The sequence below is a fragment of the Evansella sp. AB-rgal1 genome, from assembly GCF_041820985.1.
Classification (GTDB): Bacteria; Bacillota; Bacilli; order Bacillales; family Salisediminibacteriaceae; genus Evansella.
In genome coordinates, this window is sequence record NZ_JBGUAU010000037.1 from 22,376 (window position 1) to 49,285 (window position 26,910).

At 33.8% G+C, this 26,910-nt stretch carries 22 protein-coding genes; 6 read left to right on the top strand and 16 right to left on the bottom strand.

Going from position 1 to position 26,910, the window contains the following annotated elements:
• Positions 1 to 74: 74 nt before the first annotated feature.
• From ACERII_RS22555 to ACERII_RS22565, 3 genes are all read right to left on the bottom strand, one after another.
• Entirely contained in the window at positions 75 to 695 is a 621-nt protein-coding gene (locus ACERII_RS22555) for a cyclase family protein (protein ID WP_373645233.1), read from the bottom strand.
• 21 nt (positions 696 to 716) lie between these two features.
• On the bottom strand, positions 717 to 2,213 hold the full coding sequence (zwf, locus tag ACERII_RS22560; protein ID WP_373645234.1) for a glucose-6-phosphate dehydrogenase: 1,497 nt from the start codon (positions 2,211 to 2,213) through the stop codon (positions 717 to 719).
• A 373-nt stretch (positions 2,214 to 2,586) separates the two neighbouring features.
• Positions 2,587 to 3,570, bottom strand: a complete 984-nt coding sequence (locus ACERII_RS22565) for a ring-cleaving dioxygenase (RefSeq protein ID WP_373645235.1) — start codon at positions 3,568 to 3,570, stop codon at positions 2,587 to 2,589.
• Positions 3,571 to 3,710: 140 nt separating this feature from the next.
• Between ACERII_RS22565 and ACERII_RS22570 the strand changes: the two genes are divergently transcribed.
• On the top strand, positions 3,711 to 4,766 hold the full coding sequence (locus ACERII_RS22570; protein WP_373645236.1) for an AbrB family transcriptional regulator: 1,056 nt from the start codon (positions 3,711 to 3,713) through the stop codon (positions 4,764 to 4,766).
• 76 nt (positions 4,767 to 4,842) lie between these two features.
• On the opposite strand, the gene ACERII_RS22575 is transcribed toward ACERII_RS22570, so the two are convergent.
• A complete protein-coding gene (locus ACERII_RS22575; protein WP_373645237.1) occupies positions 4,843 to 5,739 on the bottom strand; it encodes an FtsZ/tubulin family protein in 897 nt (298 codons plus the stop codon).
• A gap of 479 nt (positions 5,740 to 6,218) precedes the next feature.
• Between ACERII_RS22575 and ACERII_RS22580 the strand changes: the two genes are divergently transcribed.
• Complete coding sequence (locus tag ACERII_RS22580; protein ID WP_373645238.1) at positions 6,219 to 7,274, top strand: sulfite oxidase; 1,056 nt, start codon at positions 6,219 to 6,221, stop codon at positions 7,272 to 7,274.
• A gap of 128 nt (positions 7,275 to 7,402) precedes the next feature.
• On the opposite strand, the gene cls is transcribed toward ACERII_RS22580, so the two are convergent.
• The 3 genes from cls to ACERII_RS22595 all read right to left on the bottom strand — a co-directional run bounded on the left by cls (position 7,403) and on the right by ACERII_RS22595 (position 10,693).
• The gene (gene cls / locus ACERII_RS22585) at positions 7,403 to 8,851 is read right to left on the bottom strand and encodes a cardiolipin synthase (RefSeq protein WP_373645239.1); all 1,449 of its coding nucleotides are present in this window, start codon (positions 8,849 to 8,851) and stop codon (positions 7,403 to 7,405) included.
• 478 nt (positions 8,852 to 9,329) lie between these two features.
• Positions 9,330 to 9,953 (bottom strand): CAP domain-containing protein, encoded by a 624-nt coding sequence (locus tag ACERII_RS22590; RefSeq protein ID WP_373645240.1) that lies wholly within the window; start codon positions 9,951 to 9,953, stop codon positions 9,330 to 9,332.
• Between the two features lie 323 nt (positions 9,954 to 10,276).
• Complete coding sequence (locus tag ACERII_RS22595; protein ID WP_373645241.1) at positions 10,277 to 10,693, bottom strand: DUF4395 domain-containing protein; 417 nt, start codon at positions 10,691 to 10,693, stop codon at positions 10,277 to 10,279.
• A 234-nt stretch (positions 10,694 to 10,927) separates the two neighbouring features.
• Here ACERII_RS22595 and ACERII_RS22600 point away from each other — a divergent pair, with 234 nt between their 5' ends.
• Positions 10,928 to 11,449 carry an N-acetyltransferase gene (locus ACERII_RS22600; protein ID WP_373645242.1) on the top strand — a complete coding sequence of 174 codons (522 nt, stop codon included), beginning with the start codon at positions 10,928 to 10,930 and terminating at the stop codon, positions 11,447 to 11,449.
• Positions 11,450 to 11,523: 74 nt separating this feature from the next.
• On the opposite strand, the gene ACERII_RS22605 is transcribed toward ACERII_RS22600, so the two are convergent.
• The 7 genes from ACERII_RS22605 to ACERII_RS22635 all read right to left on the bottom strand — a co-directional run bounded on the left by ACERII_RS22605 (position 11,524) and on the right by ACERII_RS22635 (position 19,877).
• Positions 11,524 to 11,808 carry a hypothetical protein gene (locus tag ACERII_RS22605; RefSeq protein ID WP_373645243.1) on the bottom strand — a complete coding sequence of 95 codons (285 nt, stop codon included), beginning with the start codon at positions 11,806 to 11,808 and terminating at the stop codon, positions 11,524 to 11,526.
• Positions 11,809 to 11,823: 15 nt separating this feature from the next.
• Positions 11,824 to 12,720 carry a gamma-glutamylcyclotransferase family protein gene (locus ACERII_RS22610; RefSeq protein WP_373645244.1) on the bottom strand — a complete coding sequence of 299 codons (897 nt, stop codon included), beginning with the start codon at positions 12,718 to 12,720 and terminating at the stop codon, positions 11,824 to 11,826.
• A gap of 110 nt (positions 12,721 to 12,830) precedes the next feature.
• The gene (locus ACERII_RS22615) at positions 12,831 to 13,769 is read right to left on the bottom strand and encodes a hypothetical protein (protein ID WP_373645245.1); all 939 of its coding nucleotides are present in this window, start codon (positions 13,767 to 13,769) and stop codon (positions 12,831 to 12,833) included.
• Positions 13,770 to 14,195: 426 nt separating this feature from the next.
• Entirely contained in the window at positions 14,196 to 16,820 is a 2,625-nt protein-coding gene (gene adhE, locus ACERII_RS22620) for a bifunctional acetaldehyde-CoA/alcohol dehydrogenase (protein ID WP_373645246.1), read from the bottom strand.
• A gap of 441 nt (positions 16,821 to 17,261) precedes the next feature.
• Positions 17,262 to 18,299 carry an aliphatic sulfonate ABC transporter substrate-binding protein gene (locus ACERII_RS22625; RefSeq protein ID WP_373645247.1) on the bottom strand — a complete coding sequence of 346 codons (1,038 nt, stop codon included), beginning with the start codon at positions 18,297 to 18,299 and terminating at the stop codon, positions 17,262 to 17,264.
• Positions 18,300 to 18,331: 32 nt separating this feature from the next.
• On the bottom strand, positions 18,332 to 19,099 hold the full coding sequence (locus tag ACERII_RS22630) for an ABC transporter permease (protein WP_373645248.1): 768 nt from the start codon (positions 19,097 to 19,099) through the stop codon (positions 18,332 to 18,334).
• On the bottom strand, positions 19,032 to 19,877 hold the full coding sequence (locus ACERII_RS22635; protein WP_373645249.1) for an ABC transporter ATP-binding protein: 846 nt from the start codon (positions 19,875 to 19,877) through the stop codon (positions 19,032 to 19,034). The genes ACERII_RS22630 and ACERII_RS22635 overlap by 68 nt, the downstream gene beginning before the upstream one ends.
• Positions 19,878 to 20,293: 416 nt before the next feature.
• Between ACERII_RS22635 and ACERII_RS22640 the strand changes: the two genes are divergently transcribed.
• Both ACERII_RS22640 and pepF read left to right on the top strand, forming a co-directional pair.
• Positions 20,294 to 21,835, top strand: a complete 1,542-nt coding sequence (locus ACERII_RS22640; RefSeq protein WP_373645250.1) for a hypothetical protein — start codon at positions 20,294 to 20,296, stop codon at positions 21,833 to 21,835.
• A gap of 206 nt (positions 21,836 to 22,041) precedes the next feature.
• On the top strand, positions 22,042 to 23,847 hold the full coding sequence (pepF, locus tag ACERII_RS22645; RefSeq protein WP_373645251.1) for an oligoendopeptidase F: 1,806 nt from the start codon (positions 22,042 to 22,044) through the stop codon (positions 23,845 to 23,847).
• A gap of 146 nt (positions 23,848 to 23,993) precedes the next feature.
• Here the strand turns inward: pepF and ACERII_RS22650 are convergent, their stop codons facing one another.
• Entirely contained in the window at positions 23,994 to 24,467 is a 474-nt protein-coding gene (locus ACERII_RS22650; protein WP_373645252.1) for a ferritin family protein, read from the bottom strand.
• Between the two features lie 147 nt (positions 24,468 to 24,614).
• Between ACERII_RS22650 and ACERII_RS22655 the strand changes: the two genes are divergently transcribed.
• Positions 24,615 to 26,213, top strand: a complete 1,599-nt coding sequence (locus tag ACERII_RS22655) for an ABC-F family ATP-binding cassette domain-containing protein (protein WP_373645253.1) — start codon at positions 24,615 to 24,617, stop codon at positions 26,211 to 26,213.
• A gap of 144 nt (positions 26,214 to 26,357) precedes the next feature.
• Here ACERII_RS22655 and ACERII_RS22660 read toward each other — a convergent pair whose 3' ends face one another.
• Positions 26,358 to 26,702: a DUF952 domain-containing protein gene (locus ACERII_RS22660; protein WP_373645254.1), complete on the bottom strand. Its 345-nt coding sequence runs from the start codon at positions 26,700 to 26,702 to the stop codon at positions 26,358 to 26,360.
• Positions 26,703 to 26,910: the final 208 nt, after the last annotated feature.

Below are 26,910 nucleotides of genomic sequence, written 5' to 3' on the forward strand. Positions count from 1 at the left end.
TCAGTTTAAGAAAGTATAAAATTTTTGTACTTAGAAAGTTGTCTAGCTTCAGTCTCCTTACGCTTTCTTTCTTATTACAGAACCATTCCTTCTATTAATAGTACCCTAGCAGGAGATGCATCCGTGCCTACTAATTTTAAAGGAGCAGCAACCATAAAATACTCCCCTTCTTCCACGTCCTTTAAACGGAGCCCTTCCATTACAATAACATTATTATGAAACAATGCTTTATGTGTTGGGTGATTAGGCTGTGCTCGCTCCACTCCTAGAGCATCAATCCCTACCCCTCGAATCTTTTTTTCAGCTAAGAGCTTTGCTGCATCTTCCGCAACATAGATGAATTCAAAATTAAATTCTTCTTCAAATGAATTTTGTGTTTTGAATAAAATGAAATCCCCTTCTACAATATCTTTATTTCTTATATCATCAGCTGTTATTTTTTCTTTTATATTCGTTAAATCAAACACTTTGCAAGTGCCAACTAATTTTTCTAACTCAATTGACTCAAATGTTTCTCCGTCATTGATCATATGTAGCGGGGAATCAATATGCGTTCCTGTGTGAACATCTAAATCCAATCTTGATTCCGTTACATGTCCGTTCGTTACTGTATTAATTTTCGGTTGTTTCTCAGGCTTATTTTTATAAACTGCCATTCCTTCATATATAGATGTAGTAATATCGATTATTCTCAAGATACCTTTCCCCTTTTCAATTTAATGTAAGTCTTCTTTTTCAATCGGCCACCAATGATGCCCGTCTTTCTCTAATAAATCATCAGAATCTTTTGGACCCATAGTTCCTGAGTCGTAATTTGGAAATGTCGCTTGATTCTTTTCCCAAGCGCTAGAAATAGAGTCTATAAAAGCCCAGGATAATTCTACTTCATCCCAATGAGTAAAGTTTGTAGCATCCCCTATCATACAATCATATAACAACCTTTCGTATGCCTCAGGTGTATTGTAGCCATCACTACCAGTATTACTATAATCTAGTCTCACTGGTGTGGTTTCTCCTGTAGGGCCAAATTTCTTCCCGTTCATTACAATGGAAATTCCTTCATGTGGTTGTATATGAATAATTAATAAGTTCGGATGTAGTGTTTTCTTCTTGTCATAATATAAATTCATTGGAAGGTCTTTAAATTGAACGACAATCTTTGTTGATTTCATACTCATTCGTTTCCCTGTTCGAATATAAAAGGGAACTCCCGCCCAACGGTGATTATCAATTAATAATTTCCCGGCAACAAATGTCTCTGTATTCGAATTTGGATCTACATTTCCTTCGCTTCTATATGCTGGAACTTCCTCTCCATTTGTTTCCCCTTTGCCATATTGTCCTCGAACGAAGTATGAACCCATCTTTTCTTCTTTAATGGATCTAAGAGAACGAAGAACTTTTATTTTCTCGTTTCGAATTTCGTCTGTATTGAGTCGAATTGGGGGATCCATAGCTAATAAAGATACCATTTGTAAAATATGGTTTTGAACCATATCTCTCAACGCACCTGAGGTCTCATAATACCCTCCACGATCTTCTACACCTAACGTTTCACTAGATGTAATTTGAATGTTTGAAATGTAACGGTTGTTCCACAGTGGTTCAAACATAGCATTGGCAAAGCGAATTACTTCGATATTTTGAACCATTTCTTTTCCTAGATAATGGTCAATTCGATAAATTTGTTCTTCTGAGAAAGCTTCTCGTATCTCTTCATTTAATTTCTGTGCAGAAGGAAGATCGTGCCCAAATGGTTTCTCAATAACAAGTCTACTCCATCCATCTGTTTCTGTTAAACCTTCTGATTTTAAGTTTTGTGCTATCGTTCCGAAAAACTCTGGTGCCATCGCCATATAAAAGATTCGATTCCCTGGAATGTTAAATGTACCATCTAAATCAGTTAGCAGAGATTTTAATTCAGTGTACGAATCCTTGCTAGTGACATCAAATGGTAAATAATAAAAATGGTTGCAGAACTCATCTAAACTATCTACATCACAACCTATTTCATTTTTTATTGATTTGCAAACATTTTCTCTTAATACTTCATTAGACCAGTCTCTTCTTGCTACTCCTACTACCGCAAAGTCTTTCGAAAGATTTCCTTTCTTATATAAATTATAAATAGAAGGAAAAAGCTTTCGTTTGGCTAGATCTCCTGTTACTCCAAATATTACGATAGATGTTCTAGGTTCTACTTCATTTGTCATTTCACAAAGCCTCTCTTTTCTTTGCAATTTCTCACATCATAATTTCCCCATTTTGTTACTAAATTATCATGTTAAGAAAAACATGAAAAATTAGCAAGTAAAGTGTCTTAAAAATAAGAAAAAGCGCAAGGCGGACACCTATCGGTTAAAGTAAATGTTCTGCCCAATAAAAAGTGTTCTTTACTTTTAATCGGGCACGTAAATTAACACGAGCCAAGTACTTGCTTGAATAAGCTTCTTCGCACCTTTGCGAACGAGTTTACGAGGATCAGATGGTGCCTGAAGCTAAACAACTTTCTAAATCAAAAAAAGTTATGCTTTCTTTTTAAAAATGGATGTGCTTAAAATTAATAAGCCACATCCAAATTTATCATTATTCTTTTGTAATTAAAGGTTGCAATTTCGCCTCAATTTCATCACGTTTGCTTTCAAGATAAGGTGGTAACGCAAGTTTCTCTCCTAATGTATCAAAATCTTCATCTGATTCAAAGCCTGGTCCATCTGTTGCTAATTCAAATAATATGCCATTTCGATCTCTGAAGTATAAAGAACGAAAATAAAAACGTTCTACAAACCCTGAATTTTGTATATTAAAGTTATTTAATCGATCAACCCATTTCAATAATTCTTCTTTGTTTTCAACACGAAATGCTACATGATGGACACTTCCTCTACCTGGTTTCTCCCTAGGCTGATCTGAAAGCACAATCACATGAACTTCTGCACCAGTACCACCTTCCCCAGTTTCAAATACATAAACATCGCGTTCCAAATCGTCTATCCTTGTGATATAACCTTCCTTTCGTCGAAAACCTAATAAACTAATCAACACTTTTTCTGTATGTTCTAACTTTGATACAGTCAGATAGATTGGTCCTAATCCAGTGATTCCATATTTAACAGGAACTGTACTCTTTTCCCAAGGTCTACCACCCATTACTCCTCTGTTATTCTCATCTGATACTAAGATAAGCCTTTGCCCTTCGAAATCTTGAAATGCTAGTGTGGCACGATTACCAACATTACGGATTTCCTCATGATTTACTTCATACTTTTCAAATCTTTTCTTCCAATATTGGAGTGATTCATCATGTGATACTCTCAAGGAAGTAGCGGAAATACTATTTGTACCTTTATAAGTTCTGCCAGCATTTTTTATCTCAAAAAAAGTAAGGTCTGTTCCCGGATTTCCTCTTTCATCTGCATAAAACAGATGGTACATGGAAGTTTCGTCTTGGTTCACTGTCTTTTTAACAAGTCTCATTCCTAAAATTGTTGTATAAAACTGATAATTTTCTTTAGCATTCGCCGTTATTGCAGATACATGGTGAACTCCTAATAAATGCTTGATATTCATCTTACCCCCTCCAAACTTTATCGAACTTACTTAATAAAAGTTATTTACTATATTTATTATAGTTCATTTTGTCACATATGTAAAATAGAATGGTATCAATATGTTACAATAATTATAACTTAATTTTAGGAGTTTTGATTATGAAGAGAACATATATAAAAGGCTTACTAGAAACCTTACTAATCGGTCTAGTTGGAGGGTTTCTATTTAATTTAGGCAATTTACCTCTACCGTGGGTTCTTGGTCCCATGGCATTTGTTGCCTGTTGGCAAGGAATTACAAAAAGAATCATTAACTTACCCATACACTTTAAGAACACTGGCTTACTAACACTTGGAACATATTTTGGTTTATACTTTACAAAAGAAACTTTCTTAATTATTGGACCATATATAATCCCCTATATTGTTGTTACAATAGCCCTTATTTTTATAAGTATCGTGAATAGTTTGTTGATCACAAAATGGATTCCCATTGATAAAGTTACCAGTGTATTCGGTTCCATACCCGGTGGTTTATCCGAAATGGTTGTTGCCAGTGAAGCATTACATGCAAAATCATCGTTAGTTGCAATTTTCCAAACGGTACGTCTCATAACTGTTTTATTTACCGTTCCTTTCATTATTGTCATGTTGTTTAATGGGGATGCCTCCCTTGTAGATGAGATCGCTCACTCAAGTATAAACTTTCAATTGAGTTATTTCTGGTTTCTCCTTCCTATTGTCGGTGGAGTACTCCTTCGAAACATAATGCCAGCTGGTATTGTCATTATCCCCTTGTTAATTACAGCTGTTATCAATAGTGTTATTACCCCTATAGGAAACTTGCCACCAACGATATTGATTATTGCACAATTACTTGTTGGAATAAGTATAGGTAAAAATATCTTTTTCAAAGATTTAAAGCTAGGGGGAAAGTATTGCTTTATGTATTTTGCTCTAACACTTGTTCTTATTGCGGTTTCCCTCGGTTTAGGTGTTTTATTATCATTATTTACTACATTATCATTAGCAACAGCCATGTTAAGTATTGCACCTGGCGGGTTAATTGAAATGGTATTAGTAGCTACTTCTGTTGGAGGAGACCCTGCAATAGTAAGCTCTCTTCAATTAATAAGAATTTTAATCATTATTGTATTTGTTCCCACCGTTTTAAAATGGTACTTTAAAAAAACAGGATTAAAAGAGGCTGCATAAAAGAGGACGTCCACATAAGAAGCCGCTAAAAAGTTTAAAACAATTTTTAAGTGCAGCTTCATATAGACGTCCTTTTTTATATTTTATCAAATTTACCTGTCATATTTTTCTGGGAAGAATTTGGATTCCTCTTTACCGCAGAAGAAAGACCTCGAGTAAACCTTTCTAACTGCTTCATTATTTTATATTGATACAATCTCATAGGCTTTTTATTTTCTAATGGTGGGTATGGATCAGATATCCCATTTACAATAAGGGTGACTTTTAACTTGGTTTCCGATTCATTTAAAAAGTGGCTCCCTAGTTTAAAAATTTCTGTTTTATGAAAGAGGTCATTTAAACGTAAATTTATCTGTCGGAACGTATTCATATCAACATCTTGCGTATATCCGATATTAATAATGATTTGACTTCCTTCCGTATAATTCTTAGATAAATATGGAGCGGAAATTAAATCTCTCAAAGGCTGATCAAATGAATGACCTTCAAATGTTCTTACGAAAAGACTCCCTGGCTTGTTGTGGATAAACGATTTTAAATCTTGTACGTCAATATTGATATCTCCGGTTTGATGTAACATCTCTCTTATAGCTTGTATAGGAACTTGTTCGAATTGATCAAATTGCCTTTTTGCATCTTTAATTGATGTACTTTCATCTAGCATGTCCATCATTCCATCACTATAAAAATAGATAATAGCGTCACTAATTTCCTTTAAATTAAAGTATTGTTCAATGGCTGCATCCATTCTACTTTTTCCTTCGAAACGAAATGGAAATCGAAAAATTACAAATAAAAGAATATTACTTTCTTTTAATCGAAACAATTTTTTTACTATTGATTCGGTTTCACTTCTATTTCCACCTGTGAAGCGAAAAAAACAAATATTATCTTTTTCCATATCTAAAAGGTAATCAAGATCATTATCATGCAAATCTTGGTTAATCTCATATATCGTAATTGCACTCTCCATATTAACAGCCCCCTTCCTAATCTATTATAAAAGGAAAAGTCTAAAAAACCTGTCAATTGCCGTCGCTCATCCACTTGCTTTGTTTGTCAAATTTAATGATTTTACCTTCTAAATTGTAGAATAAGTTGAAAATTGACTAAATTTATTACATGATTGCCTATCTTTATGAGTTCTCTAACATGTTAGTAATCTTCAAAATATATCTCTCTTCACTCTATTTCTCATAGAATTTCTCCTATCTAGCTCGAATGATGAATAAAAAAATATAATAATAGTATAAATGATAAAGCAAAGATTAAAATGCCCATAGTGAAAAGGAATCGAAAACAACGAACAAATTTAGTTTCCTAGATAGGTTGATACTGTTGACTTTTTTAGTTTCAGCGTAGATTATTTGGCACAAGATGTTCTTTCCTGGAGCTAGAAATTGATTAAAAAAATTTATCTTTCTTATCTTTTAGAAAAAGAAGGTGTGCATAGTGAACACATTTCTCCCCTACCCATTTTTAATAACAAGAAACTTAATCCCTGAAAATCAAGAGGCTCCAATACACTTTTTACAAAGCAACTTTATTCATGAAAACTATTTTTATCTTAGAAGCCACTTTCATTATCCAGTAATAAAGGAAATAGATTATTGTTTAAAAATAATTGGTGAAGTTTTTAAAGAAGCACAATTCAGCATTCATGACTTACTCAATCTTCCATCTAGGTCATTGGAAATTGTATTAGAATGTGCAGGAAATAAACGTTCACTTTTTGATCCAAAGGTTTTTGGGGAACAGTGGGAAAATGGCGCTATAAATTATGGTACTTGGTCTGGGGTTTCATTGAGAGACCTGCTAACTTTCACAGGTATTAAACAATCTGCTTTGGAAATTACTTTTACTGGTCACGATGATGGTATAGAGAAAGGAAAAGAAGAGAAAGTGTCCTACACTAGAAGTCTTCCATTATGGAAAGCGTTACATCCAGATACGATAATTGCCTATGCCTTTAATAATAAGCCAATTCCATTTAAACATGGTTCACCTTTTCGTTTAATTGTTCCACAATGGTACGGTATGGCTTCAGTAAAATGGTTAAAAGAAATCAAAGTAATTAACCATCATTATGAAGGAAAGTTCCAGACTGATGACTATATGTACTATCCAAATATAGAAAATGATGAAAATGTTTTTCCAGTTACTGAAATAAATGTCAACTCTACTATTCAACAACCAATAAATTTAACTACTTTTAAAGTGGGCGTTATTGAGGTTAATGGAATAGCTTGGACTGGTAAAGGAATGATACAGCATGTTTTCATTAGTATAGATAATGGAGACACCTGGGAGAAAGCAATGCTGCATTCTAAAGGGAAATATGGTTGGGTGAGTTGGAAATATTTATGGAGAGTAACGAAAAAAGGGGAATATACTGTGCTTTGTAAAGCCGCAGATTCGGAAGGGAGAACTCAACCGGAAGTTCCATATTGGAATAGAAAAGGCTATGGATATAATGGAGTACATAAAATACAAGTAATGATAGAATAAAATGAACGATTTCGATTAATGATTACAAAATAACGACAAATATTACTTTTTGCAGCTAAAATCCATTCAACAAGGCAGGTGAGCAAAAGTCCTGCCTTGTTGAATGCTAAACATAAATACGCTCCCCTTCATAGAATGGGTGACATAAGACGAGATATAGATTCTTTAAATCTAATTTTTCTTGAGCGTTGGTCATAAAGTTCCTGTGTTAATTCTCTCGAGAAGTGCATGTCTTCCTCAAACATGTTTGCTAACGTTTCGGATGTCGTCATATCATAAATAAATGCATTCACCTCAAAGTTCAATTTAAAGCTTCTCATATCTATATTCGCAGTACCTACCGAGTTTATTTTCCTATCAACAACAATTGATTTTGCATGAATAAAACCCTTCTCATAAATATAAACTTTTGCACCTGCTTTAATAATTTCACCAACATAGGACATAGTTGCCCAATATACAAATGGATGGTCTGGTCGATTAGGGATCATAATTCTTACATCTTTCCCTGATAATGCGGTAATTCTTACTGCATCCAGTAACGATTGATCTGGGATGAAATACGGTGTTTGAATATATACAGACTTTTTGGCTGACATAATCATATTAATATATCCATTCTTAACTTGTTCCCACTCAGAATCTGGTCCACTAGAAACAATTTGCATCGCAGCACTTCCAATGGAAGTTTTTTGGGGGAAATAACGTTTCTCATAATGAATATAATGGCGTTTTGAAGCTTGATTCCAATCCAAAATAAACCTCGTTTGAATTGCATCTACTGCTGGCCCCATAATTCGCAAATGGGTATCTCGCCAATATCCAAACTTTTCTTTTAGACCAATATATTCTTCACCTACATTGAACCCACCAACATATCCTATTTTCCCATCTATATTAACTAACTTACGATGGTTACGATAATTTAACCGTAAATTTATAAGTGCAAACTTAGAGGGAAAAAAAACGCCAACCTCTCCCCCTTCGGAAAGAAGTTCCTTAAAATCTTTACGTCTCAACTTTCTTGATCCAAGTTCATCATATAATATACGGACATTGATCCCTTCTTTTGCTTTCAACGTTAATTCCTTTATTATTTTTGCACCTAGTTTATCGTTTTTGAAAATATAATACTGAATATGTATGTGGTCTTTTGCTTGTCTAATATCATTTATTAATGATGTAAACTTCTCTGTACCATCATTAATAACCTTGATTTCATTACCTTTTGTTAATGGAGAATCATTATTTACTAAGTGCATATATATTAGGTCACGATATTCTTCAACTGTGCTGTTTTGAAAAGAGAATGAGGTATTACTTATATCTTCCATTTGCTTTTGAATAAGTTCTTCCATTCCTACTTTTTTAATGCCTTCCCAATGGAACAATCTTCTTCGAGTTAAATTTTGTCCTAAGAATAAATAAATAATGAATCCAAGAAAGGGTATAAAGAAAAGAATCATTAACCAAGCCCAAGTTGCACTAGCATCCTTACGTTCTATAAAAATAATTACACTAGCAAAAAGTATATTTACAATAAATAATATCGTCAGAAATATTGATAAAATATCCATATATTCTCCAATCATTTTCAATTCTTTTGTTATTTTATCATGTATTGAATGGATAAACACGATTTAAGTATTACTTTATAAAATGCATCAGCTATATAGCAATTTTTATTTCTCCACAATTTATCCATAGAAGTCTGAATCTTAGAAAACAAAGCATCTTTATCTTATCATTTCCATTAAAGGTGATAAAATTAAATATTGCTTTATTAAACGGAGGCAACACACACTCTTCTATTCCAAATGATAACAAAGAAAATACAATGAAGTATCTATCTGGTAATTCAAATTAGAAATGTATAAATGGTTGGGTTCCCATAGGTGTTAAAGATGATGATTCAAAAAGGTTTTACCCTTTGGGATCATCATTTTTTTCTTTTTATCGTTTAACTTTGCTAAAGGATAATGTATAAGAAAATCAAAAAAGAATAATCCAACTTACTTTGTAAGTTGGATTATTCTTTTTCACTTTGTCGTAATTTTATCTCGCCCTAATAAAGAGTTGAACCCATGCACCTTGATAAAACCCTACCCCAATCGTATCAAAATTACCATTAAGTATATTTTGGCGATGACCAGGTGAATTCATCCAAGAGTTCATTACTTGTTCTGGTGTTGTTTGTCCTTTGGCAATATTTTCTGCTGCAGCTTGATAACTAATTCCAAACGTTCGAATCATATCAAAAGGTGAACCATAGTTTGGACTAGTATGAGAGAAATAATTAGATTTTATCATATCCTCTGCTTTTTTATGAGCAACATTTTTCAAGTCTGCTCTATGCTGCAGTGGCTGTAATCCTCGTTGAGCCCGCTCTCTATTTACTAGTTGAACAACTTGACTTTCAAACTGACTATGGTGCTCAGCTGCTTCTTTTAGTCTGATCACTTCACCAACCTGCATATTGTGAGGATCAATCTCAGGATTAAGTCGCATTAATTTTCGATAATCAACGTTATAACGTTGCCCAATAAACCAAAATGAATCACCTCTTGAGACTTTGTAATGCTCAAAAGGGGGTTCATCAAAAAACTGAACTTGAGCTTGTGAAATCATTGGGAAAATGAACATGAAAGCTAATGTAGACAATGCAATTTTCTTAAACATATGTTTTACCTCCATTTAACCTAGTTAATTTTTCTTATATAGTTTGTAACAATGAAGTTAATACCATGTATATAAATTTAATATTTTTCACTTTTAGGTTTGTAGTGAGGTATTTTCAATAATAAGGCTACCCAGAAAATACTTGTATCAGACTATCTTGTGATACTAATTTTGATTGATGATATTAAGTTCGTTTCAGTCCTGGAGTAAATATCAATGTTTAACATACCCAATAATAAAACAAAAAAGCCCGTTATGATTATGGATCATAACAAGCATAAGTCGTACTAATTATACGAAAAACTGCGATGACTAATTTCAACTTACTTTACTTTCACTTTATAAGACATTCGCTTCCATTGATAATAAAGAAAACATCCAACACAAAAACCTAATAACGCAATAATAGATGCTACTAAAACCATGGAAACAAATAACCAACCTATCCAATGTCCAGAAGTAAAGAGAGTGAGAAAGCCAATAGAAAGTAACGAAGCAGCAATTGTCTGATTAAATCTTGTAAGGACAATTGATTCAGTATCATCATGTGAAAAATCTTTCTTTAGTAATGAAGCGATTCGAAAAGCTACATTTGCTTTTGGCCCTATAAACAATGAAGCATAAACAAGTAGTAATGTTATTCCAACAACCCAATTGCTTTGAAATAAAATTGCTATAAGGGTTAGACTCGCTAGCATAATTTGATTTGCTTTTACTAACGTAACGGGAACTTCCTTCATAAAATACCTCCTAACATAAATATTTAATACATATATGATTAGTATGAATTATCTCAAAAAACACCCCTCACTTCAATTTTAAAGTCTTAATGTACGAGAATTATTTGTATTTTCATTACATATTTAGTATAATACAAAAATTGTGTGAGCATTCATTCCTAATTTACTATCACTTTTTTCATTATTTCATAAACTAATGATAAGGAAAATCAAACAAAGGAGAGGAAAATTTCGATGAATTATACTCTATCTGCCTTTGAGAGTAAAGAAGATAAAAAGAAGGAAGAAATTATCGAAGAATTTGAAGATTTAGAATTTCAGATATTCCGAATGCGTGAAAATATAAAAGAAATTGCGAAACGTAGCCAAATACTAGGTATTGATCAAACAAAGGAACAAAAATGGGTTATTGTATATGCTGAAGATGACGGTAATTTATGTAAAATAATGCTACATGATTGTGAAACTCCGTATAATGGTAAATGGGATTTTAGTATACATGCACAATATGATGAAAACAAGATTCATATAGACGATATTCGTGGTGAGGAAAACCGAGGATTCGGAACTGTTTGTATGAAGTACTTAAAAGAACATGCCGAAGACCAAAATGTACAATACATTACTGGCGATATTGTCAAACGTGATTGGGATCACCTTGATCGATTAATTCACTTTTATAAAAAGCATAATTTTCAAATCGATATTGAACACGAAAAGAAACAAGGAGAAATTTATTGGAATCCAAGCTTTTAAAATCACTACAGAAAAAATAAGGGAGATTCGAGAGTCTTAATTGGCTCTTTACGTCTCCCTTATTTTCATAAATTTTAATTAGATCTTAGTTTCTTCATTGACGATTCCTGTAACAACGTTATCACAGGAATAGTTAATAAAGAAGTTATTACCATTGTAGTCCCAGCGCCTGCTAACAGTACCCCCACTCTTCCAACTACAAGTGTACTAACAGGGATAAACAATACACCTAAAATAAACATACTCCATGAAGGAATAAACTTTATCCATGCTTTTATTTGGTTTAGCTGAGAAATCCAAATTACATAAATTAATTGGAATAAGATAAGAATGCCACCGAACATTAGAAATGAGTACAAAAACGATCACTCCTTCTATGTCATTCTTATTGTACTTTCTAATTTACCTACATCGACACCTAAATCCAACATTTTATTTGTTAACCTCGTATAATACGTTCCTGTTACTCTTCCATACGAGCCTCTTAATATTTCTAGTGCATAGTGATCTGGAGGGGCAATCTCTTCTTCTTTTGATACTACAGTAAAAGAAAAGATATCCTTATAAACCTTATTATTTATTTCTACATCAAGAAAAATTGGCCTATAAACATCATCTAATACACCTTCGCGATCAAGTAAGTAATCTAATGCTGCGATAGGTAGCTCATACACAATTCCTTCTACAGAATCATCCGTTTCTTTGATATCTGCTCTCCCTCCATCAGGTCTGTGAAGTGAAAAAGAAAGTTCATATTTTTGTAATTTCCCTACACCGATTACCTTTTTAAAATAATGCACTACATCGTGAGTAATAAACCTTTCCTCATCCATGCAGGAACCATATGCAAAGTAATAAAATATATCCGGTCTATTAGACATCCATTGATATAACTTCCAGTCGCCCGAAGCTATTCGTTTCTTAAGCATATGCTGATTAGAAGTATTCATTACATAAACAAAAGCTTCAAGTACTCCCTCATCTGTATATATTTCCTTCTTTTTGCGAATGTATAGGTTTTCCTTTCTTGATTCATCATACCCTTCTAATTCATCAAGTTTTTCCAAAACTTTCTCATTAATCTCATAAACCTCTCCATAAGTAACTCCTATTTCTTGATCAGTTATCATAGGATAACCCATGCCTGTATCGTATAATGTACCGTTAATCGAAGCTTGTGAGATAAGAAGTTTACTATCTTCTAATAATGAATGATTATATTCATGTTTCCGTAAAGTTCCATATACAAAGACCCTATATTTTAGTTGCACAATAATCTTCTCCTCCCACAAACCATTTCTACCTATTATAAAGATAAACGTGGCATATGAACAACACAATTATATAATATGCAAAAATACTTGTTAAGTAACACTAAAACTTACGCATTTTCTAATAAATCAAATCGCCTCTTTATTACTGTTTCGAGATTCTCTTCTAATTCACTTAAATCTCTTTCTAACCTAAATAACATGGAAGATACATTTTCTTTCATTTTTAAAGCTTGGTTTAATGCATCTGAAATTTTCCCATGAACCATCCAGTCAACAATTAAACTATTAAAAAAATAATCAGCAAAAGATAACATGTTCCCTATTTCTAAATTAACATGAAAATGATTTTTAATATCTAATAATTCTTCTTGAAAATGTCTCAATTGACTTTGAACTTTATGTATATGATCTCTCGCTTCATCTAGATGACTGTGTTTGATTGCAGTTGTAATCATACCTCCACCAAACATATCAAACGTTGACCAATTTTTCGCCTTATCTAGTGATCCTATAGCAACTTTTAAGCTATTAAAAGCTGAACGACCAGCTGAAACCGCTTCATGATACTCCTTTACCATTGACTCCATTTCTGCCTCTTCTTCCAGTAGTTCATACAGTTCTTGTGTCCAGATCGTTGAATCATCTTTAATTAACGTTTCTTTTTCGGAAAGAATTTGATTATACTCCTCCGTACTTCCTTTTACTGTTAATAACAACTGTTGGTATTCTTTTATTTCTTTTTCTAAATCCTTTAAGGTCGTTACTGATTCTTGATACTTCAATTTTGCTGTAAGTACTTCTCGTTTTTCTTCTTCCAATTTCTCCAGCTTTTTTCCTGTAATGGAATAGAATATATTTGCTAATGAAAAACTTTCTAACCTCTCCACATCTTGTTTTTCCTTTTCTAGTAAACTTTGTAAATCTCTTTTCTTCTTCTGTTCTTCAGTGAATAAATTATTTGCTCTTTGTAAATGTTCTTTCCACTTTTTCTGTTTCCGGCAACGTTCCTTTACTTCCTTCAATTTATTATTTAGATCTGTAAACATATAAACTCCTCCTTTTTCTTACATTCTGTTACGTTACAAGATTTAATAATGTTTCACTTTCATTTTGTCTATCCTCGAAAATATGCTTTGAATATTGAAAATAAACTATTTAGTATTACTAAATTTTGTCTGTTTATATTCCATTCGCTTCAGCTTGCTCGGGTTCCTGTGGGGAGTTGCCGCTCCCCCTCCGCCACTAAGTCGCTACGGGATTTCGCCTCTACTCTTACTTCCCACTGATTCCTCGCTGGCTTGCACTCATTCCATAGAAAAATGAATGTTACTAAAATACTTCTTAACGTATTTTCATCCGACATGGTGCGAAATTTCACTTCCATTCATACTATAGGGCTTAGAAATAGTTAAGTCGTCCAGTCCAAAATAAAGAGAAGTGATTTAGACATCACTTCTCTCCATTTGTTTTACTTATTTAATGCCTTTGAACGCATTTTTATATATTTCTACTAACTCAGTTACTAAAGGTAATTTCGGGTTAGCTGTTGTACATTGATCTTCAAATGCACGATCTGCTAACTCTTCTACCTTTGCATCAAAGTCTTTTTGGGCTACGCCACACTCAGCAATACTCATTGGTATGTTAAGTTTTTTTGCTAAATCAATTACTGCTTGAACAAGGCTTTCAACACCTTCTTCTGTAGTTTTTGCAGGTAAACCTAACATTCTTGCAATTTCTGCATAACGCTCATCAGCCTTAAAGTGGCCGTATTTAGGAAACGCAGTAAACTTAGACGGTTTCGTTGCATTGTAACGGATAACGTGTGGCATTAAGATTGTATTAGATCTACCGTGAGCAATATGGAATTCCGCACCTAGCTTATGCGCTAAACTGTGGTTAATTCCTAAGAATGCATTGGCAAATGCCATACCAGCGATTGTAGAAGCATTATGCATTTTCTCACGAGCTAATTCATTGTTGCCATTTTCATATGCTTTTGGTAAATATTCAAATACAAGTTGAATTGCTTTTATTGCTAATCCATCTGTATAATCATTAGCCATAACAGAAACGTAAGCTTCGATTGCATGTGTTAATACGTCCATTCCTGTGTCAGCTGTAACCCCAGGAGGAACTGATTTCACATACGTAGGATCAATAATAGCTACATCCGGAGTTAACTCATAATCTGCTAAAGGATACTTTGTTCCTGAAGATTTATCCGTAATTACAGAGAATGAAGTTACTTCAGAACCAGTTCCAGATGTTGTTGGAATTGCAATGAATTGAGATTTCTTACCTAGGTTTGGATATTTAAAAACACGTTTACGAATATCTAAGAATTTTTGCTTTAAACCATGGAATTCAATTTCTGGGTGCTCATAGAACAACCACATTCCTTTAGCAGCATCCATAGGAGATCCCCCACCAAGGGCGATAATCGCATCTGGCTGGAACTGAGACATCATTTCTGCGCCTGCCATTACTGTTTCTATAGATGGATCTGGCTCTACATTAGAGAATACTTCATATTCCACTTTATCTTGACGCTTATTTAAGTAGTAAAGCACTTTATCAACGTACCCCATTTTTACCATCATTTCATCTGTAACAATTAATACACGTGAAATGTTCGGCATTTTTGCAAGGTACTGTGTTGAATTCTTTTCGAAATAAACTTTTGGTGGAATTTTAAACCATTGCATGTTATTTTTTCTCTTTCCAATCTTCTTATAGTTTACTAAGTTCACTGTTCCTACGTTTTGAGATACAGAGTTTCTTCCGTATGATCCACAACCTAATGTTAATGAAGGTAGAAACCCATTGTATATATCACCGATAGCACCTTGAGATGATGGACTATTTGTAATAATTCTTCCTGCTCTCATTCGAATACCATATTGTTTCATAATTTCGTCATCATTTGTATGAATAACTGCAGAGTGTCCTAACCCACCCAACTCTAACATTTCATTTGCACGTTGGAACCCCTCTTCTGTACTACTTACTTTATAGCAAGCTAACACTGGGCTTAATTTTTCTCTAGATAATGGGTATTCCATTCCTACACCTTTTAATTCTGCAATCAAAATTTTCGTAGCAGGGTCTACTTCAAAGCCAGCCATTTTTGCAATTGTCGCTGCAGATTGACCGACAATGTCACCATTAATTGCACAATATGTTCCTGGTGCAGCACTGCTTCCAGGGAAAACTAACTCTTCTAATTTCTTAATCTCGTCTTTCGTTAAGAAATGGCATTTGTTGTTAATTAATTCTTGTTTCGTTTCATTGTAAATTTCTTTGTCGATAATAACAGCTTGTTCTGATGCACAAATCATTCCATTATCGAATGTCTTTGATAAAATTAGATCATTTACAGCTTGCTTCACTGTTGCCGTTTTTTCAATATAACATGGCACGTTACCAGGACCAACACCTAAAGCAGGCTTCCCTGTACTGTAAGCTGATTTAACCATTCCAGCACCACCAGTTGCTAATACCACAGCTACTCCTGGGTGATTCATTAATTGTTGTGTTGCTTCAATAGATGGCAAACTAATATATTGAATGCAATTCTTTGGTGCTCCAGCTTTCACTGCTGCTTCATATAGAATGTCAGCAGCTTTAGCGCTACATTTTTGAGCGGATGGATGGAAAGCAAAGATAATTGGGTTTCTAGTTTTAATAGAAACTAATATTTTAAACATTGTAGTTGATGTAGGATTTGTTACAGGAGTAACACCTGCTACAACACCTACTGGTTCTGCAACTTCAATAATTTCTTCAAACTCATTTTCAGAGATTACACCAACAGTTTTGTTATATTTAATTGCGTTATGAATGTACTCTGTTGCAAATATATTTTTAATAATTTTATCTTCGTAAACACCACGTTTTGTTTCTTCAACTGCCATTTTTGCAAGTGGCATATGTTGATTCAATCCTGCTAACGCCATTTCCTTAACAATCAAGTCAATAGATTCTTGATCAAAGTTTAAGAATTCTTGATGTGCTATTTTCCCGTTTTCAACTAACTCATTTACCATTTTCGTTACATCTTGTTTTTGTTTTACTTCTTTTTCTACAGTAGCCATTATATGACCTCCCAAAACTTTATTTGTGAATGTTTTCACATAAATAACTTATATTATATCGGAATAACATTGTTATTACTGTTTTGCATTTTTCCTATCGCAATAACCTTCTGTCATTCCCTTACAACCCTATTATAATTCAATTTCCGTGAAATTGTTTGACACATTTGTGAACTGTTTCACATTTTCACTTGATAACGTTTTCAATGTGTCTATTCTGTTAAATGTAATCTTATATTTTTTACTATTTAAAGTGTTTTAACTATCTTAAGTATACTATCAACTCTGATCAGTAGATATACTAAATTATGTCTAAATCGTTTCAAATATTTGACATTGTTTGCCATATTTAAAGTTTTTTAAAACAAATACGAAAAAAAGAAGGTACTCGTATGGTGATAAACACTCGAGCACCTTCTTAACATTTTCTTTTATTTTAATCTATTCAGATACAATTCCATCTAAAATGGAAGTATCAACAAATCCATCTAAATCAGGATCAACATCCATAAATTTCAATTCATACGATGCCGTTGCCCATGCTTGTAATGCATCAGCATGTGTTTCCGTTGTTACTACCATACGCTTCCAAGCTTTTTCTAATACATGTTCAGGAAGACGACTTTGAGTTAAGTTGAAAATTAAATCATTTACAGTATTAAGTGTATCTTCTGTATTTTCGTGCGTATAATCTACAGCTCGTTTATGAGCACGTAACGCTTGCTCAACTGCTTCTGGATTATTTTCTAAGAAACTATTTGTTGTAACAATAACAACACTTGCTAATTCTTCCCCTAAGAAAACGTCATTCCACTCAGCTACTACATTGGCATTGTGTTCTTCCACAAGTAAAGTTCCCCAAGGTTCCGGAGCTGCTGCTGCATCAATTTGTCCTTGTTCAAACATAGCGACCATACTTGCTGGGTTTACACGTGATTGATGTTCTACTGTTCCGCCTAGACGATTAGATACTAGACCAATTTCATTTAACATAATTTCTAACTGTACATTATGCGTACAACCATTACCTGGAGTACAGAAAGACTTACCGTCAAAATCTTCTAGTGATAATATACCAGAATCTTCACGAGATACAATTAATGTCGCGCCATTTGCGGCAGCTCCAATAACAACTACATCGCCCCCGTTTAAAAAGTAGTTAATAGCGGGGCCTGGTCCAACATAACCTAATTGAATATTACCGACATCTAAAGCTTCAATGAAATCATTTCCATTTGGGAAGTGTGTAAAATCTACATTATAATTTACCATTTCTTCTTCAAAGTACCCTTTTTCTTTTCCAATAATACCAGCAGCGTGATCTAAGTTAGGAAAGTAGCCAATTGTAACATCTCCACCTGTTACTTCCCCACCATCTGTTGCGCCTGATTGATCATTTGAGTTTGAATCCCCTTGCCCACATGCACTAATAACTACTAAACTTGTAAATGCAAATAATAAAGTTCGTAACTTCTTCATGTTGCTCCTCCTCATATTTATAAAAGATTTATTTATTTTGATAATCCCCATCTAGCTAACACACGTTTCTCAATCTTACTAAATACAAAGTACTCCATAATTAACCCTATAACAGAAATAATAATCATGATTGCGATAACAAGTTCCATATTAAAGAAGTCTCTAGCATCCATTAACGTTCTTCCTAATCCACCGCGTCCGATTAATTCTGCAGCCATTAAAGCTCTCCACGCAAAAGCCCAAGCTAGTCTTGCGCCCGTTATGGCAGATGGTATAGAAGCTGGTATCATTACTTTCCATATTAATTCTGAACGATTATACCCCATTGTTCTAGCAGCTCTCACTAAAATGGGTTGCACATTCTTAATTCCCATTCTCATATTCATTGTCATCGGCCAAGTTCCACCAAGTACGACTACAAAAATGATAGCGCCAGGTCCTCCATGAAACATAACTAGTGCTAAAGGAAGCCATACAATACTCGGAACTGATTGTAAGGCAATTACTAGAGTACCTAACGTTTCATCAGCTATTTTAGAGACTCCTATTAAAATCCCTAAAGTTGCACCAATAAAAACAGCTAAGCTAAAACCGATGGCAATACGTTGAATACTTTCTGTAAGTGCCACAGCTAATATTCCCGTTTCAAAAAAACCAATGTACAGCTGTTCTACAGATAGTAATGGAGATGGGAATAATCGTGTAGACCAAAATTGCAAATCTAAATTTACTCTATATATGATCTCCCATATTGTGATTAGAGCCGTAAAGAAGAGAAGCCTTCTTACTGTTGAAATCATCACCCATCTCCTCCTTCATTACTTTCTCAATTTCCCCACCGAGTATGGACATAATATCTTCTTCTAGCTTTGCAAATTCTGGTGATGATGGAGTTCTTGGTCGAGGTAAATCTACTGGATATATTTTGCGAATCCCACCTGGGCGTGTTCCCATTAGTACAATTCGATCTGATAACAGAATTGACTCTCTAATATTGTGTGTTACAAAGATTATCGTTTTTTTCGTCTCTTGCCAAATGAATTGGACTTCACGATGAAGCATCGTTCTAGTTTGTTCATCTAAAGCCCCAAATGGTTCATCCATTAATAAGATTTGAGGGTCCATTGCTAGCGCTCTTGCAATGGCAACTCGTTGTTTCATCCCACCAGATAGCTCATGTGGATAAGAATTCATAAATTTAGTTAAATGAACAAGTTTCAAGTACTTTTTCGCATGTTCTTTCGCTTCACTTTTCTTCATATTTTTCCTAAGTGCGAAAGCCACATTTTCTATCGCCGTTAACCATGGCATTAAAGCAGCTTCTTGGAAAACTACGCCACGATCGGAACCTGGTTTTGTTACTTTTTTATCTCCAACATACACTTCTCCATTTGAAGCTTCATCAAGACCTGCAATAATATTTAATAAAGTCGATTTACCACAGCCCGATGGACCAAGTAAGGAAACAAACTCCCCCGGTTCCACTGTTAAAGATATATCATCAAATACAGTAAAAGATTGATCTTTTTCTTTATTATGGAATGTTTTCTCAACATGATCGATAAGAACCTTTTCCATCCTTTATCCCCCTCGTACTTCCTCCTAATAAACGAAAGACTATAATTCTTATAACCTTTATCGGAATTAATATATTTAGTATATGATGGTATTAGAAACGTGTCAATAAAAAGATAAATTTATTAAAACTGTGTTCCATTACTTCTATATAAATAAGTTTTTCTAAATTTCCTATATTATTCTTTTATCTTTTACTCCTCGTTGTCATTTTGGCTAATCTAACTTGCTTTAATAAAGTTACTCTTATCTAACATTAATACATATTTTTTTATTAAGAGTAAAAAATATCATTATTATTTGTGTAAATATAACGTTCAACATATTGTAATAACTTTTGAAAAAAATACATTTACGTTAGTGGTTACTTACGATAATATGTTTATTTGGAATACAAAAACAAACGAAGGAGTACATATATGGATATCATTGAACAAGTAACACATTTACAATTATTGAATCAATTTTGGATTATTTTATTATTTCTTATTCCTATGGTTTTAATCTCACGAACAGTTGTTGCAGGTACTCGTTATTCCCCTATATTGATAATAGTTATTTTCGGTCTTGCTATGGGATATATATTAGTTCTAAGTGATGTATCATCACCAGGTTTACCTGAATTCCCATTTGTTAATCTAATGGCAGGAACAACAATTATTGCACTTATTGCATCATTTTTTGTGGGTGGACAAGAACTCCGTAAGATATTAGGAAACAAATCAATGGATGATGATGATTTCATTATTCCATCTGACGAAGAAACAGTTCTTGGTACATCACGAACACAATTTGTATTTATCGTACGTTCCTTTTTCTTATTACTTGGTATAGAAGGTGTTTCAAGAATACTACTTTCTACAGGTACTGGAATTAATGGGTTAACAAATTATTACCCTTTAATTGCATATATCGGCTTAATAGGATCTGTTATTTTAATCGATAACAAAGCGAAAATCAAAAATAAACATCTATACATTCGCAAAGGTTTATTAGAGATTGCAGTTATTATCGGAATATTATTTTTATCATTCCATATAGCAGTATTAATCAGACCAATTATTTCACTGCCCCAAATCTTCTTTGCGATGATGATTTCGGCAGGATTAGGTGCAATTTGCTATAAATGGATTTTTGGTCCAACTTTACGAGCACTTTTATTTGCAGGTATTCCGATTGTATTAGCTGCTAACTTTATGGTTGGTGGATCTCGTATCGGGGATGCATTTGCTATTGAGGGAATGAATTCCGTTCTTTCTTACGGATTTTTCGGACAATTATTTTGGATGTTTGGTGGTATCGCTCTTCTTATGTTTTTTGCAAAAACTGCCAATACACGAAATCTTGCACCTGGTATGGCAGGAGCACTATCCCATTCCGGATTAACAGGGGCGTGTACCGCTGGTGATTTTGGAAAAATAGCAGCAAAACGTGCGCCAATAATGATTAACATCCCATTCTTTGGTCATATCTTTGTCTTCTCGATTTTAGCTGTTAGTGCAGACCGTGGAGAATTATGGTTATTACCATCGTTTATTCTAGTAGCAATTGGATTAATATTAACTGTAATTTCATTAAATAAAATGAAAAAAGCTAATGGAGATGATCGAAAGGAAGTTAATTCATTAATGATTTTCTCTTTTGGTTGGCAGATTACCGCTGTTTTTGGTGGATTAACGTTGCTTAGCTTAAGTGCTATGCAGTTTGATTATTCCATGATGGCCCAATCAAGTGCCATTTCTCACTTCGGGTTATTTGCAGCCATTCAAGGTGAAATGTTTGGTACTGAAGCAGCATTATTGATTCCCTTTATCTTTTCTATGCCATTCCTAGTACATCCACTTGTATTCTTTATGTTTGGACGAGCGATGGAAAACGATGGTAATATGCCGGTAGTTCCTGTATATATATTTGCAATACTAGGGGTAGCTGGTGTTGTATTCTCTCTATTCTTCTTTTAAAAAACTATTATAATAATATACAATTATGAAGCTAGATTTAATCTAGCTTCTTTTTTATATCAAAATATCTATATAAAATAGTAAGCCACATTCACCTCACGAGTATATATAAAAATTCAGAAAATATAGTATTATTTTCAAGATGAATATAGTATAATAATATTTAATTCGATTATCGAAACAATATTATTCTAGGAGATGATTTGATGTCTGAAGAATTAACAAAACGTCATGAAGTAGATGTTGAGGAAACATGGAAAATTGAAGACCTATTCCCTTCAGCAGAAGCATGGTTAAACGAACTACAATCATTAGAGACGTCAATTGAAACAGTAACAAAATATAAAGGTACCTTTAAAGATAGTGCATCTAATGTTTTAGCTTGTTTCCAAGCACAGGAAAAATTGGCTGAACGATTAATTCCAGTTGGTACATACGCTAATTTAAAAATGTCTGAAGACGGCACAAACCCAGAATCACAGAAGAACTATGCCATTGTAAGTTCGGCAATTACGAGAATTAATACAGCGTTATCTTTTATCGAATCTGAAATTCTTACTTTATCTGACGAAGAAATAAATAAATACTTCGAACAAGAGCCTAGTCTTAACAATTATCGTATCCCTTTAAATGACATCTTGGCTAAGAAACCTTACTCTTTATCACCAGAAACAGAAGAAGTTTTAGCATCACTAGGTGAAGTACTAGGTGCGCCTTATCGAATTTACTCTACAAGCAAATCCGCAGATATGACATTTGATTCTTTTGTTGATGATAAAGGGAATCAAAAAGCACTTTCATTTGCAAAATTTGAGGATCAATATGAACTATCTTCTAATACAGAAGATCGTCGTAATTCATACGATTCATTCGTGAAAACATTGAAACAATATGAGAATACGTATGCTACGGTGTATGCTACAGAGGTTAAAAAACAAGTATCTTTGTCTAAAGTCCGTAATTATCCATCTGTTACACATATGTTACTTCAACAGCAAAAAGTAAGTATTGAAATGTATGAAAACCAATTAGATATTATATATAATGAATTAGCACCTCATATGCAACGATTTGCGAAACTTAAGAAACGTGCCTTAAATTTAGATGAAATGAAGTTTTGTGATCTAAAAGCTCCACTAGATCCTGATTTTCAACCTGAAACCACCTATGAAAAAGTGTCTCAACTCATATTAGAATCCCTTGAAGTTATGGGGCCGGAGTACTTAGACATTATGAAAAAAGGACTAACTGAACGCTGGGTAGACCGTTCGGACAATGTTGGGAAAGCAACAGGAGCATTTTGTGCTAGCCCTTATGGATCTCACCCATTTATTCTAATGACATGGAAGGATACAATGCGAGGAGCATTTATTCTTACACATGAATTAGGACACGCTGGTCATTTTTATTTAGCGAATAAAAATCAACGTGTAGGAGATGTTCGACCATCAACTTATTTTGTTGAAGCTCCTTCTACGATGAACGAGTTGTTGTTAGCTGACCACTTATTATCCAATACAGATGATCCAAGAATGAAGCGGTGGGTAATTTTACAATTGCTAGGTACGTATTATCATAACTTTGTTACTCATCTACTTGAAGGCGAATTCCAAAGACGTGTGTATAAGCACGCAGAAGAAGGAAAGCCACATACCGCTTCAACATTAACTAGTATTAAACATGAAGTTTTATCTGGATTCTGGGGTGATTCTGTTGAGCTAGATGAACATGCTGGGTTAACATGGATGAGACAACCTCATTATTATATGGGACTCTATCCTTATACGTATTCTGCAGGTTTGACAGCATCTACTGCTGTAACGAAGAAAATGAAAGAAGAGGGACAATCAGTTGTTGATAAATGGCTCGAGGTATTAAAAGCTGGTGGAACAATGAGTCCACAAGATTTAATGAAACACGCTGGTGTTGATATGACAGATCCGAATTCAATTCGCTTAGCAGTTGAGTATGTAGGATCATTAATTGATGAGTTGGAAAAAAGTTATGAGTAAATAGTCATTTTCTAACGCCTACTAGTTATAGTAGGCGTTCTTTGTTGGACCGGGTTCCATTTGTCCTTTATAGTTTCCAGCATCCTAAGCTCACCGCTTTGAGAGACGCCCAAAAGGTCCAATAAACATCCTTTTAGGCGACTTTCTTATATATGCCAATTATCATTGAATACCACATTATTTCTAAACGAGCTTATGAAATGAAAATGCAGAAACCATACTGCGTGATTTTGTTCATCTGCTGCTGCTCTTCGAAACATATCTTTTATTGATTGCTGCATTTGGTAATCTGAAATGTTCAAGTAAAAATCCGTTGTTTCTTGCTCATCCACAAATGCTGCTCGTATTGCCTCTAAATGATTTGATGGACACTCCCTGGTAAGTTTAGGTTGGTATTGTTGACCGGTTAATGAATAATGCAAATAAGAAAATTGATTATAATGCTTTTCTTCATCTTTCCTTATGAGTTTTAATTTTTCTTTCTGCTTGTTTGTTGGTGCCATTTTTTCCATAGTTTTATACCAAGTCACTGCAGTATACTCTCCATCAATCGCTTTTTTCAAATCGTTAAGAAAAGCTTGGTTCCCCCCCAATTGAGCATCATGACGTGATGGATACACTCTTTCCACCTCCCAAAACCTTTATTAATTATTTATATGAATTAATTTTAGGCACGTGAGAGTTTTCATAATTTTAGCAAACCTCGTCATAATTGCTGGAACGTGGTATAATTTCTAAGACTTTAAAAGTAAAGGATGATTTAGAACATGATCACAGTATCAAACGTTAGTTTACGTTTCGGTGACCGTAAACTATTTGAAGATGTTAATATTAAATTTACTCCTGGTAATTGTTATGGACTTATTGGTGCAAATGGTGCAGGTAAATCCACGTTTATTAAAATATTATCTGGTGAACTTGACTCTCAATCGGGTAATGTAAGTTTGCAACCAGGGCAAAGAATGGCTGTGTTAAAGCAAAATCACTTTGAGTTTGAAGAAGTAGTAGTATTAGAAGTTGTAATGATGGGTCATAAGCGTCTTTATGAAGTAATGAAAGAAAAAGATGCTATCTATATGAAGCCTGACTTTTCTGATGAAGATGGTATGAAAGCCGCAGAACTCGAAGGTGAGTTTGCTGATATGAACGGATATGAGGCAGAATCAGATGCAGCCATCTTATTAAAAGGGTTAGGAATTAATGAAGATCTGCATCAAAAGAAAATGAAAGATTTAACTGGAAACGAAAAAGTAAAGGTTTTATTAGCGCAAACACTTTTTGGTAATCCTGATGTTTTATTATTAGACGAGCCTACAAACCACTTAGATATTGAAGCTATTCAGTGGTTGGAAGAATTCTTAATTCAGTTTGACAACACCGTTATTGTCGTATCCCATGACCGACACTTTCTAAATAAAGTTTGTACACATATTGCCGATTTGGATTTTGGGAAAATTCAAGTTTATGTTGGGAACTATGACTTCTGGTACGAGTCTAGTCAATTAGCACAAAAAATGGCACAAGATCAAAATAAGAAAAAAGAAGAAAAAATTAAAGAACTTCAAGCGTTCGTTGCTCGATTTAGCGCTAATGCATCAAAATCAAAACAAGCAACATCTAGAAAGAAACTATTAGATAAAATTGAGTTAGATGATATTAAACCTTCTTCACGTAAATATCCTTATGTACATTTTAAGCCGAATCGTGAAATTGGAAATGACGTTTTACAAGTGGAAGGTTTAACAAAAACAATTGATGGTGTAAAGGTACTAGACAATGTTAGCTTTGTTTTAGGAAAAGAAGACAAAATTGCTCTTGTGGGTAATAAAGAGATTGCAAAGAGCACATTAATGAAGATATTGGCTGGAGAAATGGAACCTGATAGTGGAACATATAAATGGGGTGTCACTACGTCACAGGCATTTTTCCCTAAAGACAATGCAAAATACTTTGAAGGATCGGAATTAGACTTAGTTGATTGGCTTCGTCAATATTCACCGGAAGATCAATCGGAATCGTTCTTACGAGGTTTCTTAGGGCGTATGTTATTTTCCGGAGAAGAAGCGAAAAAGAAAGCAAATGTTCTATCTGGTGGAGAAAAGGTACGTTGTATGCTTTCAAAAATGATGTTAAGTGGTGCGAACGTTTTAATCTTGGATGATCCAACAAACCACTTAGATTTAGAATCAATTACTGCTCTTAACAATGGTTTGATAAACTTTAAAGGTGCAATGATCTTCACATCACATGACCATCAGTTCAATCAATCTATTGCAAATAGAATAATTGAAATAACGGATACAGGCATCTTTGATAAAGAAGTTTCGTACGATGAATATATTGAGTTAAAATCAAAAGTAAAATAAAAGTAGTAAGAAAAGCGCTTGGAGCTAGACAACTTTCTAAGTGCAAAAATGTTATACTTTCTGGCTTATCTTAAAAAAAAATCTTCAAGCAACGATGCTTGAAGATTTTCATTTTTAAACAGCTATTAGAAGGCGAGCCATTTTTTATGCGGAGCATTCATTAGTTTCAAAAGTAAACCCTGTATCTCCGTTCCTCTTTAGGAGCTTGGAGAATTTTACTGCATTTAAGTTTACATGACCGTATATATGTGGAAACATTTCTCCCGATTCAGAAAGGTCTTCGAATACACAAAGGCTTTCTAATTCGTTTGAATAAATTTGCAATAAGACAATTTCAGATTCATTTGGATACAGCTTATTCCCCTTTTCTAATAGCTGTTCCTTTGTAAGACAATGTACAAACCCTTCCTCGTCCAATGACTTCGGCCAATAAACATCTTCTTGTTTTGCCTTCTCCCATGCTTCCTTTGTCAAAAGATGATAAATCATGATTTAGTTCCCCCTATATTGAACATTAACACCTTGATTATAATGCTTTTCAAAACAGTTGTGTATACGAATAACTCATGATTTCATAATTTATCAAAAGTTTGTTACAATTTTATGAACTTTCTATTGAAAGGTGCTTTTAATGGCTTTCTATCGTCACTTGACTTCCCATTTCCCCAGATTCTAACTCTGCTACTGATACAATTAA

What these genes read in the sequence shown, in the direction of transcription:
- ACERII_RS22655 (WP_373645253.1), top strand. Translation starts at nt 24,615, where the DNA reads ATGATCACAGTATCAAACGTTAGTTTACGTTTCGGTGACCGTAAACTA.
- ACERII_RS22565 (WP_373645235.1), bottom strand. Translation starts at nt 3,570, where the DNA reads ATGAATATCAAGCATTTATTAGGAGTTCACCATGTATCTGCAATAACG.
- adhE (WP_373645246.1), bottom strand. Translation starts at nt 16,820, where the DNA reads ATGGCTACTGTAGAAAAAGAAGTAAAACAAAAACAAGATGTAACGAAA.
- cls (WP_373645239.1), bottom strand. Translation starts at nt 8,851, where the DNA reads ATGGATATTTTATCAATATTTCTGACGATATTATTTATTGTAAATATA.
- ACERII_RS22660 (WP_373645254.1), bottom strand. Translation starts at nt 26,702, where the DNA reads ATGATTTATCATCTTTTGACAAAGGAAGCATGGGAGAAGGCAAAACAA.
- ACERII_RS22625 (WP_373645247.1), bottom strand. Translation starts at nt 18,299, where the DNA reads ATGAAGAAGTTACGAACTTTATTATTTGCATTTACAAGTTTAGTAGTT.
- ACERII_RS22595 (WP_373645241.1), bottom strand. Translation starts at nt 10,693, where the DNA reads ATGAAGGAAGTTCCCGTTACGTTAGTAAAAGCAAATCAAATTATGCTA.
- ACERII_RS22590 (WP_373645240.1), bottom strand. Translation starts at nt 9,953, where the DNA reads ATGTTTAAGAAAATTGCATTGTCTACATTAGCTTTCATGTTCATTTTC.
- ACERII_RS22615 (WP_373645245.1), bottom strand. Translation starts at nt 13,769, where the DNA reads ATGTTTACAGATCTAAATAATAAATTGAAGGAAGTAAAGGAACGTTGC.
- ACERII_RS22575 (WP_373645237.1), bottom strand. Translation starts at nt 5,739, where the DNA reads ATGGAGAGTGCAATTACGATATATGAGATTAACCAAGATTTGCATGAT.
- zwf (WP_373645234.1), bottom strand. Translation starts at nt 2,213, where the DNA reads ATGACAAATGAAGTAGAACCTAGAACATCTATCGTAATATTTGGAGTA.
- ACERII_RS22570 (WP_373645236.1), top strand. Translation starts at nt 3,711, where the DNA reads ATGAAGAGAACATATATAAAAGGCTTACTAGAAACCTTACTAATCGGT.
- ACERII_RS22600 (WP_373645242.1), top strand. Translation starts at nt 10,928, where the DNA reads ATGAATTATACTCTATCTGCCTTTGAGAGTAAAGAAGATAAAAAGAAG.
- pepF (WP_373645251.1), top strand. Translation starts at nt 22,042, where the DNA reads ATGTCTGAAGAATTAACAAAACGTCATGAAGTAGATGTTGAGGAAACA.
- ACERII_RS22630 (WP_373645248.1), bottom strand. Translation starts at nt 19,099, where the DNA reads ATGATTTCAACAGTAAGAAGGCTTCTCTTCTTTACGGCTCTAATCACA.
- ACERII_RS22635 (WP_373645249.1), bottom strand. Translation starts at nt 19,877, where the DNA reads ATGGAAAAGGTTCTTATCGATCATGTTGAGAAAACATTCCATAATAAA.
- ACERII_RS22640 (WP_373645250.1), top strand. Translation starts at nt 20,294, where the DNA reads ATGGATATCATTGAACAAGTAACACATTTACAATTATTGAATCAATTT.